Source organism: Pantoea sp. App145, from assembly GCF_047947045.1.
GTDB lineage: Bacteria > Pseudomonadota > Gammaproteobacteria > Enterobacterales > Enterobacteriaceae > Pantoea.
Map to the genome: position 1 here is coordinate 196,530 of NZ_CP133291.1, position 15,749 is coordinate 212,278.

Sequence of the window (15,749 nt, forward strand, 5' to 3'; positions counted from 1 at the left end):
TTGTTTCACCTCGCCAACATCAGGGCCCCTTTATGGGGATAGATACCGGCCTCAGAGCCGGAACTTATTGAAAACTGGAGAAAGATCATGAAAAAGATGTTCCCCTTTTCGGCTGTTACGGGTGTTTTGTTGTCACTGGTTGCACATAACGCGCTGGCGGATATCACGCTGGGGGCGATTTTGCCGCTCACCGGGACCAGCGCCAGCATTGGTGAAGATCAGCGTCGTGGTATCGAACTGGCGGTGAATCAGATCAATGCTGCGGGTGGTGTAAACGGTGAAAAACTCCAGGTGATAGTGGAAGACTCAGCAGGCAGCCCGGTGACGGGCCTGAGCGCAGTGCGCAAGCTGACGCAGGTCAACAAAGTGCCGCTGGTCGTAGGGGATTTCTCCTCCAGTGTCACTATCCCGGTGGGGCAATACCTGGTGAAGAACCAGCTGCTGCATATCAATATTTCCGGCACCAGTGCCGATATCCGCAAAATCGGTAAAACCTCGTGGAGCGTGATTGGTCTTGATGATCTTTCCGCGCGTTTCTCAGCCGCAGATGTGCGCAAACTGGGTTACAGCAAAGTGGCATTTGTCGCACCAGATGGGGCCTACGGCCAGGGCATGGCACAGCAATTCACCAAAGCGTTTGAAGCCGCTGGCGGCAAAGTTGTGGCAAAGGTGCTGTATACCAGTGGGCAGCCTTCTTACCGCCGTGAACTGGAGCAAATCTCCCGCGCTCAACCCCAGGCTTACGTGTATACCAGCTACGGTCAGGATGCCATCGTCCTGAATCGTGAGGCGTGGGAACTTGGCCTGCACAACACCCCGTGGTACGGCATGTATTTGACGATGGCGATTGCCGACTCTCCTGCACAGTACACCAATGGTCAGCTTGGCATGGAAGTGGGCGGAGCCAGCGGTAATCAGGCGGCAGAAGCCTATAACCAGCAATATCAGGCACAGTTTAAAGAGAAACCGCGTTCCGTCTACGGTAGCTATGCCTATGACAGCATCATGCTAGCCGCAGCTGCGATCAAGCAGGCACACAGCAGCGCACCGGCAGCCATGATCACCGCCATGCAAACCGTCGCACCAGGTTTTAACGGCCTGACCGGCAAACTCGATCTGGATAGCGATAACCAACGCCAGAGCCAACCGTATCTCAACGTGAAAGCGCAGAACGGTGAACTGGTGGCGCGCTAACCCGTGCCTTTACGGTCTTGATTGCAGGAAAACGTTATGTTGCCGTTTATGCTCGATACGCTAATGCGCACTGCCGATTTATCGCTGGTGGCGCTGGGATTAAGCCTGGTTTATGGGCTGGTGCGTTTTGCCAATATCGCCCATATGCAATACGCCATGACCGGCGCGTTTCTTACCGCCGGTGGTTTGCAACTCGGTATGCCGCTGTTGCTGGCGATGCTGCTGGCCGCTGCGTTATGCGGCCTGTTGTCGGTGCTGTTGCATCACTGGGTGTTTCAGCCATTGCTGAAGAGTGGCACCGCCAACGCCATGATTGGCTCGCTGGCGGTGTCGATGGTGATTATCGCGGTGATGCTGGGGGCCGAGGGATCGGCACCCGTCAGCTTTAATCTGCCGATGGGCAGCATGTGGGAGTTCGCCGGTGCGCGTCTCTCCAGTGACCGGTTGTTCAGCCTGATCATTACCTTGTCGCTGATCCTCGTCTTTGCGCTGGTGTTGTTCTGGACGCCGCAGGGGCGGGCGGTGCGCGCGCTTGCCAGCAATCGTGAACTGGCGGCGGCATCGGGGCTTAACGCCACTGCCATCGTGCATGTGGTGAATCTGGTGGCCGGGATGCTCGCTAGCCTCGGGGGTTCGATGATGGCGATGCAGGGCAGTGCCTACATTAATCAGGGCAATGACCTGATGCTGCCGGTGCTGGCGGCCGCCATTCTCGGTGGGTTGGGTAACCCGCTCGGGGCGGTGTTTGGTGCGTTGCTGATCGCCATCACCGAAACCCTTATCACCAATGTCGATTTCGGCAGTCTGATTGACGGGCAAATGGCCTTTGTGCCGGTGACCTGGGTCAATGCCTGCTCGTTTGTCATGCTGCTGCTGGCGTTATGGCTGCGTCCTTTTGGCTTGTTTAACCGTGAGGTGCGACGTGTCTGAGTTTCTCCTGAATATTTTCTGCCTGGCGGGGATCTATGCGGTCATTGCACTGGCGCTCAATCTCCAGGCGGGTTACGCCGGGTTACTCAACTTCGGCCATATCGCTTTCGTCGGTATCGGCGCTTACGCGGTGGCACTGAGCAGCCAGTTCGGCTGGTCATTGTGGTTTGCCTTACCGGCAGGTATCGCTATTGCCATGTTAGTCAGCCTGCTGATGGCAACGCTGGGTCGTCAGCTGGCAGCGGATTACTGGGGCATCGCGACGCTGGCGCTGGCGGAGATCATCCGCATTGTCATTACCAATGAGGATCAGATAACCGGCGGCGCACAGGGGATTGGCGGTATTAGCGCGCCCTGGAACGGCGGGCCACTGCTGTTTGGCGGAGTGATTTTGCTGGCCGTGGTGTTGAGTACCGTGGTTTCCCTGCGTTTTGCTGCCAGTCGCTTTGGTCGCGCGCTGCGCCTGATGCGTGAGCAACCGCAGCTGGCAATGTGCATGGGCTACTCGCTGCCGTGGCTAAAATGCCGGGCGCTGATGAGCAGCGCGGTGATGGGTTGCCTGGCAGGGATGTTGCTGGCCTGGTACACCAACTACGCCAGCCCTGATTATCTGCTGTCATCGGAAACCTTCCTGATCTGGAGCATGGTGATGATTGGGGGGCTGGGTAACGTGCGGGGTGTGTTGCTTGGCGTACTGGTGGTGGAGGCGCTATACAACCTGATTCCGTTTGCCAAAGACTACTTACACTTCAGCGCTGATCTGACCGGCGCATTACGTCTCGGTCTGGTCGGATTCACCTTGCTGCTCTGCCTGCTGCTGCGTCCGGCGGGGCTGCTGCCGGAAAAATTGAGGGTTTTATCATGACACCCATTTTACAGGTCACTGACCTGAGTAAAGCCTTTGGCGGTAACAAGGTGTTGACCTCCGTCAGCTTCACGCTGGGGAAGGGGGAAATCCTCGGCCTGTTGGGGCCGAATGGCTCAGGCAAAAGTACGCTGCTGAACACCATCTCTGGCTTTACGCCTGCGGACAGCGGCAGCATCCGTTTTGCAGAGCACACCATTGACCGTCTGCCCACGCATCGCATTATTGCTGCCGGTATCGCCCGTACTTTTCAGTTACCGGCGATGCCGGAAAAAATGACGGTGCTGGAAGTGGTAATGGCTGCCGGAACGCGCGCCCATGGCTTGTGGAGTGGTCTGCTGGCCTTGCGGCAGGCACGGAAAATCGAACGGCAGGATAAAGAGAAAGCATTGCATCTGCTGGAAGTCATGTTGCTCAGCAAGGTGAAAGATTTGCCTGCCGCGGCGTTATCGGGCGGGCAGAAGAAATTGCTGGGTATTGCCTGCGCGCTGATGGGCAATCCGCAGGTGCTGATGCTCGATGAACCGATGGCGGGGGTGCATCCGCATCTGCGCCAGCAACTGGTAGAGACGCTGCTGACGCTCGCGGCACAGGGGATTGCGTTGCTGGTGATTGAGCATGATATGCATTTTATCGCCAGCCTGTGCCAGCGCTGCATTGTGCTGGATCGCGGACAGATCGTCGCCAGCTGCCGTCCGGATGAACTGGCTAACAATCAACAGGTGCTGGAGGCCTATCTCGGCCACGGCACAGCTGCATTAAAGGAAGCAGTATGATCACGCTGAATGAAGTGGTGGCAGGATACACCCCAGGCATCGATATCCTGCACGGTATTTCGCTTGAGGTTAACGACTGTGAAATCGTTACGCTGCTGGGTCCCAACGGTTGCGGTAAATCGACGCTGTTAAAAACCATTGCTGGCTTTCTGGCTCCGCGTCAGGGAAGTGTCACCATCAATGGCCGGGAAACCGGCGGCATTCCGGCACACCGCAAAGTGCGCGATTGTGCGCTGGGGTTTGTTCCGCAGTTAAATAACGTGTTTAACAATCTGACCATTGCAGAAAACCTGCAAACCGGCGGGCAGTTTCTTGCCCCGGAACAACGACGCCAACGCATGGCAAGCCTGGCGGAAACCTATCCGGTGCTGAAGGCCAAATGGCGTATGGCAGCCTCAGCGCTCTCAGGGGGAGAACGACAAATTCTGGCGCTGGCGCGTGCGTTAATGCCCGCACCAGAGGTGTTGTTATTGGATGAACCTTCTGCTGGCCTGTCACCGAAAATGCTGAGTGACGTATTCAGCGCGATTCAGACTATCCGTCATCAGGAAAAAGTGACGGTGTTGATGGTGGAGCAGAATGCGATGGAAGCACTGCATATCTCGGATCGTGCCTATGTGCTGGCGCTGGGCAAGGTCGCCATGAGTGGCACCGCAGACAAATTACTTAACGATCCGCAGATGCGGGAACTCTACTTTGGAGGTCGGGCAGCATGACTTCTCCGCTCAAACCACGTTTTGATCACGCGGTGATTAACGTGAATGACCAACTCGATCAGGCCTGTGATCGTTTTACCCGGATGGGGTTTCAATTGCTGGCGCGCGGGCATCACAGCATGGGGTCCAGCAACCATCTGGCGATTTTTGGCGAAAACTATCTGGAACTGCTGGGTTATGAACCGACGCGCGCCACTGGCAGCCGGGGATTGTGGCAGGTGACGATTGGTCTGGCGGGACTGGTGTGGAAAACTACCGATGCCCGGCAGGCGTGGCAGATACTGAAGGCGCTGCACCTGGAGGGGGAACCACCGACGATGTTCTCTCGCGAAGTGACCCTGCCTGATGGTGAACATTGTAATGCCAGGTTCTGTATTACCCGGCTGCGTGCCAGTGCAGTTGCCGGAGGGTTCAGCTTTTTCTGCCAGCACCTGACACCACAGGCGGTATGGCAGCCGGAGTGGCAGCAGCATCCGAACGGGGTGAAGGACATCACCGAGTTTGTGCTGGCTGCTGACAATCCCGGGGCCGGGATGGCGCTGTATGCCCGTCTGTTTGCCAGCGAGCCGGGGCTGGATAGCAGCGGCGCGGGCTATGCGTTGCAGGGGGGGCGGACGCGCATCCGGGTGATCACCCCGCAACAGGTTAACAGGGAGTTTGGCATAGTGGTTACTGCACCTGAAGCCCGGATGGTGGCGCTGGTGTTTGCGGTTGAATCCTTATCGGTACTGCAATCCTGTCTTGATCAGGGGGAAATACCGTTTGTCATGCGTGACGGTGCTGTGCTGGTCAGCGCTGAGGCATCAGGGTATTTGCCGCTGGTGTTTCGGGAGGCTACTCATCAGCCCAACTCCTGATCCCGTGGCCATTTCAGTTGCTGTTCTGGCCCGTCATACCACTGTTCCAGGGATGAAATCGGTGTCGTCTCCAGGGCGGCAAAATGGAGGGTTGATGGTCCAAGCCATTCCAGATCCAGCTGTTCGTGTTGTGAAGCCGGTATCCTGTCCTTCCCTTGGGCCTCGGCCAGCGCCCTGGCCACTTCGGCAAAGTTCGCGGGATAGAACTTAGAATCCCACAATAAACGCAGCGCTTTGGCGGCGGTGACCTCCGGCAATTTGTCACACTGACTTAACATTCTCACCATCTGTTCATAGGGAGTGCCGAAGGTGGGGGTGGAATGATAGATGACACGAAATCTCGCAACCTCTTCCCGTGAGACGTGGGTTCTGACCGTCTCGTGAATCTGTCCCAGCTCGGTCCGATCAGCTGGCACACAGGCGAGCTCCATAGCGTCATGCAACTGCGGCAGGGGAATGTCTTCATGTATCAGGCAGAGCAACAACAGCATCAGCTGGTTGATATTGCTGATATTCTTTCCCCGATTGATGGCATCCCAGCGTGATTTAACCTGTGCGATATGCTGATCCTGCGCAATTCCGCGCAGTTTCATCACGTTTCTCACGGTTGCCATACTGGTTTCCGCCCCGGCATTGTAGAGCAGCAGCCAGAATTGTGGCCCATCCATACCCGGTCGACCATTCTGGCTTAACAGGCTTATCAGCCATTCCTGCCGGGTTTCTTTATGTTTTCTACGTCGGCAACGATCAAACCAACGCTGCTGACGTTCGGCGATCTTCGTCCGGAAAGCCGTCTGTGCCAGCTTAATCATGTCATCACTCATGCGCAGGCCGACGTTATCCAGCGCCGACTTCAGCTCTGCCCAGTGGCAATCTTCATAACCGGGTTGTTGCAGCAAAGCGATCAATATATCCAGCGGCTTGCCTGCGCGAGACGCTGTTTTGAGATTCTCTTTGACCCACTTTTCCATTTTTTCTGACAGCGTCACTTTGAACGGTTTCATCAGAGGGCTGAGCTTAGACATCGGGACATTCAGACTTTCTTTCATTTCCAGCAGAACGCGCCGCATCTGCGCTGGGTTAAGATTCAGATAACTCAGTTCGTCGAGCAGTAACTTCAACCGATCGCTCTTGCCTGCCAGTTTGCATTCTGAGGCAATTCTGTCCCAGGTCGTCTCGATTAACTGTTGGGTATACGCGTCGAGCCTTACCCGAGCGACCGCCAGAGCAGGCGGCAACGTGGTTTTGTTTACCAACACACCGAAGTTATTCAGGATGATCAGCAGTTCAGATGTTTGTGTTTCTTGCAGGAACTTGTCGCTCAGCAGAAACAATAATTTTTCCAGGGCAGTGACCACATCGTTTTCATTGATAAACGTTTCCCAGTACCGTGCAATCAGGCCTGGCAGCTCCAGTAACCCTGCGGTGGGGCCTTGTTTCACCGGTGGCCCGGAAAGTTGTTCCGGGCTTTGGCACACGGTGGTGATGGTGAAAGTTGGGTTGAACAGGTTCTGCGAACAGTCAGCAGTAGCTGGACCTGCTACGGCAGAGAATGATGTGGATGGGCTATACATAAAGATTTCTCTGTAGGGTGGTTAGGGTTCCAGTTCCTGGTCCAACTGCCATTTCCACTCCTGTTCCTTAACAGGGAAAAGTTCGTCTTGCCCTGGTAACTGAAATCGGACGGGTGAGGCTGGTTTTGCAACAGGAGGAGGGGGGCTCATCGCTAACTCAGGTTCCAGATCAATAAGCTCAGGAACCGGGTCATCAGGGACAACGACAACACCATTACGTTGTTGCATGACCATATTGCGTGCATGACCTATGATCGCCGGACAGACATACTCGTCAATCTCCCATAGCAATCGCACCATTTTGCCAGGTGTCATGTCATCCAGATCCTGATACTGGTTGAGCAATTCCACCATTTGCATAAATTGCGGCACTTCTTTGTTGATGCCCGGCCAGACTATCTTTATCCACTCCACATCAGCCTGGGTGAACCTGGCCCGCGCGGCGGCGGCGGCATGTCCCATCGCCGTGGAGTTGACCTCGACATTGCCTTCCGTCAAGGCAACCATGACTTCAACCGGTTGCAGGCTGGACTTGTTTTCGAGCCGCAGCAGCAACCTGATCAGGTGGGGCACCATGCTGGTGGTGTGGCGATGGTCAAGGCTATGCCAGGTATCATTCACTAACTTAATCTGCACCTGGTTGATGTTGACCGTCATTGCCGCCAGCATATTACGCACCGTTGTCATTCCTGTAGGCTGAGCTGCGTTATAAAGCAATAACCAAAGTTCAGGTGGCTTGATAGGGGGTCTTCCTGGCTGACTGAGCAGGCTTCTTAGCCGTTCCTTCTTAGATAAACCGCAGGCCTTTTTCCAGTTGCCATCAAACCATGTTTGCTGCGTATCGGTGATTTTTGTTCGGTGTGCCAATTGAGCCAGCTTCACTGTGTCATAACTCACCTTCATCCCCACTCGCTTCAGGAGGCGTGTCAGGGTCCTCATGCTACAGCCCTGATAACCCGGCATTTTTTGCAGCGCTATCAGTTTATCCAGCGCAGTCGTCTTGCAGCCGACAGCCTTCAGGTTTGTCCTGAGCCAGTCAATTCTCCAGCGTTCATATTCTTCCGCACTGTCCGGATTATTTGGATAATCAGCGCGCGGGGACATTGTAAAATTCAGGGGGCTTTGGCTGACAAAAGCAATCTGTGAAGATAAAACCGTCTGCCAGAGCATCACAGGGGGCGTTGCCGTTGGTACAAAGGGTGAGATCAATAGGGTTGTCTGGCTATTCATAAGGATTCCGTGCCTGGTGGAGGAAAAATGCCCGCGTCAATGCAGGATAGTGGTTATTCCGTGGGTTCAGTCTCGATCAGGCCATCCCACTCGTGTGCCTCCCGATAGCCGAATTCGTCCGGGACGGCTGCGGATAGCCATGGGTTGTCAGCCTGTGGTGTTGTGGTTGTGACGGTAGAGGAGGCGGTAACGTCGGATGTGGCAGCTGTCGATTGACGGGCAATGATATCCAGCACGATACTCAAAGTAATGAAGCAGACATCTGCTCCAATTTCCCACATGAGGCGCAGGAGTGCCGGAGTACTCATCCCATTTAACGCCTGCGGACACCCCTCCAGGTTCAGCATCTCTAACACCTGGAATTTCTTCTCCTGATTAGGAAACGGTGATCGCTTTTTACTGATAATGTGTTCCCAGGCGACAGTTGCCCACTCAATCACCGCCTGGGCCGGGCGGGGTGTTCTGGCAGCCAGACCGGCACGATACATACTCGTCGGGTTGACCTCTACACCGGCGTTGCTCAGGATAAACGACAGTTGAGCCGCATTGATTTTGCACTCTATCATCGTCAGCCCCATTATTTTCTCCAGCGTCCTCCCTCCCTGCTGGACATGGCGATCCCAGCTCTCCTTAATATTTTTCTTTTGTTCATCGGTCAGGTTAACCGCCATGCTCTCAGTGGCCGTGCTGAGCGCCAGGCTAACGCTGCCGAATCCCAAAGTCACGCCTGCTTTCCATAACAGGAGCCACAGCTGCCCTGACCCCAGAGACGGACGCTGCCCCTGACACAGCAAAACAACCAGTGCACCGGACGTGGTTTGGTTACTGAGTTTTTTTCGATTGGCCGTAAACCATGTGTCAAACCAGCGCTGCTGAGCGTTATTGATGGTGGCGTTAAAAACGGAAAGTGCGCTTTTCATCACATGGTCATTCACGGCCAGGGCTTTCTGTAACTGATAATCCTGCAATCCTAACTGCTGATATTCAGCCATATTCAGCAGCTTAACCAGTCGACTAATCACACAGTCTTCGCTGGCAAGTGTTTCCCACAACGCTTTAACCTGCGCCTTTGGTTTATCGGAAAGTACTACCTTGCGATCGCGAAGAAGGACAACAAGCGTGGTGGATATCACATCTACACCAATTTTCAGCAACGCACGCCGCATGGCGGGTTGCCTGAGCCTGGGGCATCCCTCCGCATTCAGCATGGTTCTGACCCAGCCGGTGGCTGGGCGCCTTTGTTTTAAAGGATTTTTTTTACTGTACGTTTCAAACCACAACTGTTCCTCAGCAGAAACTTCCGCCTTAACTGTCGCCAGTGAATCACCTGCTGCCGAGACACTGACCTTTATTTCATTCAGCAACAACACTTCTCTGAGTTGATACCCCATCAAATCACCAATTTCATGTCGCTCGAACTGAAACAACAAATTTTCCATCTGGCTTTGCCTGCTCCCCACTTGTGGGACGTTGTTCCAGTGGGTTGCAAAATCAGTCATCAGCGCCTTCAGGCAGACATTTTTGGTGTCCTCACTCATTATTCTGAGCGCAGTTTTACGCTGGACGGGGGTATTACTGTCTGGTTGAGCAGGGGCATGCTGGACAATTTGCAGATGACTGGCCAATTTGCGCCTTTTAATTGCAGCTGGCATGGCGGAAGCCGATATTGGACGTACCGATAGGGTTGGATTGATATCCATAGGAACTCCGTTTCACGATGGTCATTAACTGACGTTAATTATATGACTTATTGTCAGATAAAAGCGCTACATGCCGCGCAGTTTCAAACTTGCCATCGTAACAGATGAACATCGGCCCAGCAGGCAAATGCCAGCTGGACCGATTTTTTATCTGCGTGATCTCACGACCTGGTAGCGACGGGTAAAATATTCCACTGGTGCGCTCCACACGTGTACCAGGCGGGACAAGCTTGCAGGAGGCAACGCGGGAATTGCAGCGCGAATACATTTTGCGGGTGTTTAATAGCGTCAGGCTAAAAAGCCGGGAATAAAGTGACCCGGCATCTCCGGGTCACTGGGAGTTATTTATTGTTGCTATTGGTCATATTTTCGAACTGTGTGGTCAGATAACTACTCGTGCTGTTGAGTGAGCTGAGCATTGTGTCCAGATGAGTAAATTGAGTTTTATAGCGGGCAATAGTATTGTCTATTTTCTGAGTGGCTTTATTATAGTGATCGGTCAACGAATTAAGTTTTTTACTGATACTATCCGTTGCCCCCTGGAGCACCCCTTTGCTGCTCAGTATTGAAGTCATGCTGGTGGCCAGCACCGTCGCTACCCCGGTAGTTTTCCCATCTCCGGCAAAAATATCGCGGACAGCCTCCGGGGTGACGGAGAGTGCGCTACTGAGCTTGTCCTCATCCAGTTTGAGTTTACCGCTCACGGGGTCGGAAGTGATGCCCGCCTGGGTCATGGTTTTGAACGTGGTGGAGCCGGAACTATTAGCCAGAATACTTTTTAATTGCGTCTGGATAATGCGCAGCGTTCCATCTCCCAGCAAAGCACCATTTTTACTGTCCTGATCCTGACCCGCATCTACCGGTGTGTATTTGGTCAGATTTCCTATTGTGTCCTGTAGCGAATTATACGACGTGACCCAATCAGAAATTGCGTTTTTTGCTTTGGCACTGTCACTGCTAACCGTGAGGACCTGGTTGCCAGTGGTCACATCATTTAATTTAAGCGTGACACCTTCAACCGCATCCGTAATGACATTACTGCTATTTTCAATGCTGACGTTATTAATGCTGAACAGCGCATTTTTCGCAGCGACATTTTGTGTCATCCCGTTACTATTGGCAGCGGCATCGTAACCAATAAAGCCATGTAACGTATCATCACCCGTGACCGCAATGGATTTCACCGCATGTCCGGTGCCGGTTTCGGTTGATGTTAACGACAGACGATACTCTTTATCAGAGACACGAATCAGGCTGGCAGTGATACCCGCATTGGCCTTATTGATGGTGTCGCGTAGTGCTGAAAGTGAGGTTTGGTCTTTGCTGAGGGTAATGTTGTGCTCTTTGCCATCCTCCATGGAAATTTTTAGCGTCCGGCTATCCGCATCACTGCCAGCTGGCAATTTGGTGTCATTTTTTGCCGCGCTGGTGAGGGTCTGTGCCTGCGCGAGTTGCGTAATACTGACGGTATATTTTCCCGGAATCGCTTTGCCGTCAGAATCGGCGCTAAACGCTGTGGAGCTGCTGACTGTGTTGGTCTGGGTATAAAGCCCGGCTTCCTGCAACTTACTGTTAGCTGTCTGAAAATTCTGGATTGCTGTTTTCAGCGAACCATAGGCAGAAAGCCTGGCAGTCGCTGCTGATTGCTGCTTTGAAATAGGGGTTAAAACCTGTTTCTCCGCAGTGGTTAGCTTGGTGAGAATCTCATCAAGTTTTAACCCCGAGCCTATACCTAACGTAGAAATCCCTACCATTTTCTCCTCCTGTTAATATTTTATTACATTTACTGTCTCAAAAATTACAACAAGGTGGGATCTTATGATCGATAGGCTTACGCAATCCTTACGTTATGACGTGTTTTTCAGGGCATTTGTACTGATGGATTGGTTGGGAGGTCAAAAAATAAGCAGCAAGAAAAGGGCGGCTGTCAAACGCCGCGCGCCTTTCCTGGTTTGATTGACTAACTTCAGGAAGAAGTTGCGGAAGATTTCAGGTTAATTGCGTCTGGCGGCACGTTCATATGTTTAAGCACCGGCCCCATGATCTTGCCGAAAATGGGGGCCGCGACAGAACCACCAAAATGATCGCCTGCTGTGGGGTGGTTAACCATCACGACCAGAGCCACATCCGGATGACTGGCAGGCGCAACACCCGCTGTATAGTTGATGTAACCGCCATCATATTTACCGTCGGTACCCATTTTTTCCGCCGTACCGGTTTTCGTTGCCAGACGGTAGCCAGGTACTGCCGCGCGTAATCCCGATCCACCCGGTAAAACGTCACTCTCCATCATATGAACGACGATTTGGGCTGTGGCCTGATTAGCGACCCGAACACCCATCACCGGCGGTGTCACTTTGGTAATTGAAAGCGGTCGATAAATGCCGAAGGAACCAAGCGTTGCATACTCACGCGCAATCTGCAGTGGCGTGACCCGCAGACCATAACCAAAAGAGAATGTCGCACGTTCGATATCAGCCCAACGCTGGCGATGCAACGGGAAGTAACCCACACTTTCACCCGTCAAACCTAACCCTGTTGGTTTACCCAAGCCAAACGCCTGATAGGTATCGACAATGGCCTGAGCAGGCATCGCCAGCGCAATATGGGAAGCCCCGGTGTCACTCGATTTCTGCAGAATTCCTGTTATCGTCAGGCGCGGCCAGTGCCCCACATCACGTATGACATGGCCGTTAACCACATAGGGGGAGGTATCGATAACCGAATCCGGATTAATTAAATGGCGTTCCAGCCCTTCAAGAACGACCAATGGTTTGACCGTTGAGCCCGGTTCATAACTATCGTTGATGGCGGTGTTACGCATATCAGCAGGGGAGGCGCTCTCATAATTATTCGGGTTAAATGAGGGATAGGAGGCCATTGCCAGAATTTCACCGGTGTCAATTTTTACCAACACCGCCGCACCCGAATCGGCTTTATTCAATAGCACGCCATCACGTAACGCGCTGTAGAGAGTATATTGATCGAATTTATCGATGCTGAGTTGCACCGTTGGCGGTGACTGTGGAGGTTCGTAATCAATCATTGAAATGATATGACCGTCACCATCCTGGCGATATTCCTCTTTACCAGGTTTTCCCTCAAGTACGGCGTTATAGCCTTTTTCCAGCCCATTCAGACCGGTATTGTCGGCCCCGACGATACCTAAAAGCGGCGCGGCGGCTTCACTCATGGGATAAAAGCGGCTGTCATCGTCCACAGAGCTAATACCTTTAAGGTGCAGCTCTGTAATATCTTTGGCAATGCCCAGTTCGATTTTACGTCCGAGGTAGAGGAAACGTTTGTCTGGATTATCGGTAATTTCCGCACGTAATACTTCAGGACTCAGATTAAGTGCAGTTGTCAGATAGCTCCACTTGGCACTGGTGAAATCGGGGTTAGCTTGCAGTACGCGTTTGGGATCGGCAATGATGTCACGCGATGGCACGCTGAGGGCCAGCGCCTCACCATCCCGGTCAACCAGCGTGCCTCGATTGGTGGGCAGAGTGACGGTTCGTAGCGAACGCTGATCAGCTTCATGTTCCAGCATCGGATGATTCAGCAACTGTAGATCAGCAATACGAGTCAGCAGCAGTCCCAGGCAGCCGAGAACGCCCACACATATTAAGTTGTATCGGTAACGATTAAATGAGGAACGGGACGAATCCGTTCCCTGGTGTTTTTTTTGGGGGGGCATATTATTCCGCTATGATCATCTAAATTCCCCAATCACTTATAAATAAATAATTTACCTGACAAAAGACAAACTATGTGTCAGTTCGTTAAGAATCTTAATCAGAAGATGTACCTATAACATCTATGTAGCATAGGGCGCATTAACTGAGCTGATTGATGGTAAAACGAGCGGAACCGTCCAGGAGAACATCCGCATCTCCAGAACGGCCAGGTCAGCTTTGCCTCTATAGATTATGTCTATCCATTATTAAGATGTCGTCTCAGTGGCTAAGTTAAAGTGTCATCTCTGGCATGGGCAGAGTCTGGCTGGTCAGAGTTTGTCTTTCGGATGGGCTACCCAGGTCTTCTCGGCAATCATCAGCTTCCTGACGGTTTCTTTTGAGATGCTCAGCCCGCAGCCCGCGTTGAGTAACCGCCATGCGCCCGTCGGACTCATACCGCGGCAGCGGGTGCGGATAAGCTTCACCACCTGAGACTTCAGCTCTTCTTTCAGCTGATAGTTGCTGGGTTTACCCCGGCGCAGATCCACCATGCCGTCCCGGCCGGATTCGCGGTAGCGACTCACCAGACGCCGGCACTGGCGGGGAGAGACTTCCATTGACTGCGCGGCTTCTGCCGCTGTGATGTCACCTGCCAGATACATTTCAATCAGGTCAGCCCGCAGCTGCTCCTGCAGGGTCATCACTTTTTTTCCTGACTCATTTTTCCTCCCTGTGGCGTTGTGTCCGCTGAAGCGGGCCGGGGAAGGGCATCAGCGTTTCAGGTCAGAGACAAAGTCCTCCGGGCTGACCAGCACCGGATTGATCGCCCTCAGCGCTTCAAGTGCGCGTTGCTGCGCCCGCCGTCGCGGCATCTTTTTGCTGCGTGAGCGTTTCCCTTCAGCTTCCAGCTCATCCTGTTTTTCCTGCGCCAGCCGCAGTACGGTTCCGAGGCGTTTGTTATCGACGATCTCACCCTGATCCACGCAGGACAGCTTGTCAAAAACCTGATAACTCAGCTCGCGGTGAGCATAACGAAAGCTGATCCTGCCGTCAGGATATTCGAATACCGTGATTTTCTCACCCGCGATGCGGGTATTGGCATCAGAGGGTTCAATGAGATAAAGCATTTTATCATACTGAAAAGTAAGCGATTTTGATAATTTCCGCTGGTCCTGCCAGGCAAAGATATCGTCCAGCTCTTCCTGCGTTAGGCCCGCCGGACGGTGCAGATCCTTCGGATACTTAGGCGGGCGCGCAAAGCGCCGGTTAAAGTCATCGATAAAGCCTGCAACCCAGCGGTTCGCTTCTCCGATGGAGCTGATGCTCTGCAGCCGCAGCTCCTTCACGAGCCGGTCCTGCAGCGTCTGGTTGGCACGCTCCACGCGGCCTTTGGCCTGGCTGCTGTTCGCACAGATGAGTTCGATGCTCAGATCGCGCAGCGCCCGGCCAAACTGCGTGGTGCCGCTGCGGCGTGCGTCCGTCCCGTTAACGCGGAAAACGGCGTGCTTGTCGCTGTAGAATGCGACGGGTTTTCCATGTAAATCAATATACTCCCGCGTTGCCGTCATATAGTCGAACGCAGATTCTGAATCACAGAAGCGAAGGTGCATCAGTCGGCCGGTGGCATCGTCAACGTACACGAGCAGGCAGCACTTCGGTGCGCGATCCTCAAACCAGGCATGGTGGGAACCGTCCAGCTGAACGAGTTCTCCGGTGCAGTCGCGCCGGTGCCGTGGCTGATAAATATGAACCTGACGACGTGAATGTGGCCGCCAGAGTCCGTCTGAAATCATCCAGTTGCGGACAGTCTCGACGGAGACCGGAATACCGTGTCGTTCAAGCAGCTTTTCGGTGGCCAGAGTCGGGCCAAAATCCGCGTAGTGTTGCCGGATCAGATGCAGTGCGGCGCAACGTAAATCTTCGGGAATGCGGTTGTTGCCGGGACGCCCGCGACGTTCTGATACAATCGATGCCGCACCATGTTCACGGTAACGCCGCAGAACACGCTGCACCTGACGCACGGTGAGCTCGAGAAGGCGTGCGGCTTCGCGCTGGAGCAGCGTGCGGTCGTGAACGCGCTGAATGATGCCGAGCCGGTATAGATCTTTATCTGTCATGGTCACCAACATAAAGTCTGCATCCTGAGCTGAGCCTGAGGAAATTTAAGACTAGTTCAGGGACGAAATCTGTAAATTGTTCCGTACGACATTAGCGCTTTGGAGTAACAGAT

13 protein-coding genes and 1 pseudogene are annotated in these 15,749 nt (G+C 53.5%); 6 read left to right on the top strand and 8 right to left on the bottom strand.

Annotated features, from left to right (window positions below):
- Positions 1-87 precede the first annotated feature (87 nt).
- From RCF31_RS20810 to RCF31_RS20835, 6 genes are read left to right on the top strand one after another with little or no spacing between them, the layout of a single operon-like run.
- Complete coding sequence (locus tag RCF31_RS20810; protein WP_416413687.1) at positions 88-1,194, top strand: ABC transporter substrate-binding protein; 1,107 nt, start codon at positions 88-90, stop codon at positions 1,192-1,194.
- 36 nt (positions 1,195-1,230) lie between these two features.
- The gene (locus tag RCF31_RS20815; protein WP_416413688.1) at positions 1,231-2,124 is read left to right on the top strand and encodes a branched-chain amino acid ABC transporter permease; all 894 of its coding nucleotides are present in this window, start codon (positions 1,231-1,233) and stop codon (positions 2,122-2,124) included.
- Positions 2,117-2,989 carry a branched-chain amino acid ABC transporter permease gene (locus RCF31_RS20820; RefSeq protein ID WP_416413689.1) on the top strand — a complete coding sequence of 291 codons (873 nt, stop codon included), beginning with the start codon at positions 2,117-2,119 and terminating at the stop codon, positions 2,987-2,989. The genes RCF31_RS20815 and RCF31_RS20820 overlap by 8 nt, the downstream gene beginning before the upstream one ends.
- On the top strand, positions 2,986-3,765 hold the full coding sequence (locus tag RCF31_RS20825) for an ABC transporter ATP-binding protein (RefSeq protein ID WP_313688246.1): 780 nt from the start codon (positions 2,986-2,988) through the stop codon (positions 3,763-3,765). The genes RCF31_RS20820 and RCF31_RS20825 overlap by 4 nt, the downstream gene beginning before the upstream one ends.
- A complete protein-coding gene (locus tag RCF31_RS20830; protein WP_299449897.1) occupies positions 3,762-4,481 on the top strand; it encodes an ABC transporter ATP-binding protein in 720 nt (239 codons plus the stop codon). The genes RCF31_RS20825 and RCF31_RS20830 overlap by 4 nt, the downstream gene beginning before the upstream one ends.
- The gene (locus tag RCF31_RS20835) at positions 4,478-5,338 is read left to right on the top strand and encodes a VOC family protein (protein ID WP_416413690.1); all 861 of its coding nucleotides are present in this window, start codon (positions 4,478-4,480) and stop codon (positions 5,336-5,338) included. Before RCF31_RS20830 ends, RCF31_RS20835 begins: the two co-directional genes overlap by 4 nt.
- Here RCF31_RS20835 and RCF31_RS20840 read toward each other — a convergent pair.
- The 8 genes and pseudogenes from RCF31_RS20840 to RCF31_RS20875 all read right to left on the bottom strand — a co-directional run bounded on the left by RCF31_RS20840 (position 5,323) and on the right by RCF31_RS20875 (position 15,636).
- The gene (locus tag RCF31_RS20840; protein ID WP_416413691.1) at positions 5,323-6,912 is read right to left on the bottom strand and encodes a hypothetical protein; all 1,590 of its coding nucleotides are present in this window, start codon (positions 6,910-6,912) and stop codon (positions 5,323-5,325) included. The two genes, RCF31_RS20835 and RCF31_RS20840, sit on opposite strands and share 16 nt — an antisense overlap.
- Positions 6,913-6,933: 21 nt before the next feature.
- Positions 6,934-8,142: a hypothetical protein gene (locus RCF31_RS20845; RefSeq protein WP_416413692.1), complete on the bottom strand. Its 1,209-nt coding sequence runs from the start codon at positions 8,140-8,142 to the stop codon at positions 6,934-6,936.
- A gap of 53 nt (positions 8,143-8,195) precedes the next feature.
- On the bottom strand, positions 8,196-9,842 hold the full coding sequence (locus RCF31_RS20850; protein WP_416413693.1) for a hypothetical protein: 1,647 nt from the start codon (positions 9,840-9,842) through the stop codon (positions 8,196-8,198).
- Positions 9,843-9,989: 147 nt separating this feature from the next.
- Positions 9,990-10,067: pseudogene (locus tag RCF31_RS20855) on the bottom strand (respiratory nitrate reductase subunit gamma); the annotation flags it as partial.
- Between the two features lie 116 nt (positions 10,068-10,183).
- Positions 10,184-11,596: a flagellar filament capping protein FliD gene (fliD, locus tag RCF31_RS20860; RefSeq protein WP_416413694.1), complete on the bottom strand. Its 1,413-nt coding sequence runs from the start codon at positions 11,594-11,596 to the stop codon at positions 10,184-10,186.
- 212 nt (positions 11,597-11,808) lie between these two features.
- Positions 11,809-13,539: a penicillin-binding transpeptidase domain-containing protein gene (locus tag RCF31_RS20865; protein WP_416413695.1), complete on the bottom strand. Its 1,731-nt coding sequence runs from the start codon at positions 13,537-13,539 to the stop codon at positions 11,809-11,811.
- 309 nt (positions 13,540-13,848) lie between these two features.
- Positions 13,849-14,220 carry a helix-turn-helix domain-containing protein gene (locus RCF31_RS20870; protein WP_416413787.1) on the bottom strand — a complete coding sequence of 124 codons (372 nt, stop codon included), beginning with the start codon at positions 14,218-14,220 and terminating at the stop codon, positions 13,849-13,851.
- A gap of 69 nt (positions 14,221-14,289) precedes the next feature.
- Positions 14,290-15,636 carry an ISNCY family transposase gene (locus tag RCF31_RS20875; RefSeq protein WP_416413788.1) on the bottom strand — a complete coding sequence of 449 codons (1,347 nt, stop codon included), beginning with the start codon at positions 15,634-15,636 and terminating at the stop codon, positions 14,290-14,292.
- Positions 15,637-15,749: the final 113 nt, after the last annotated feature.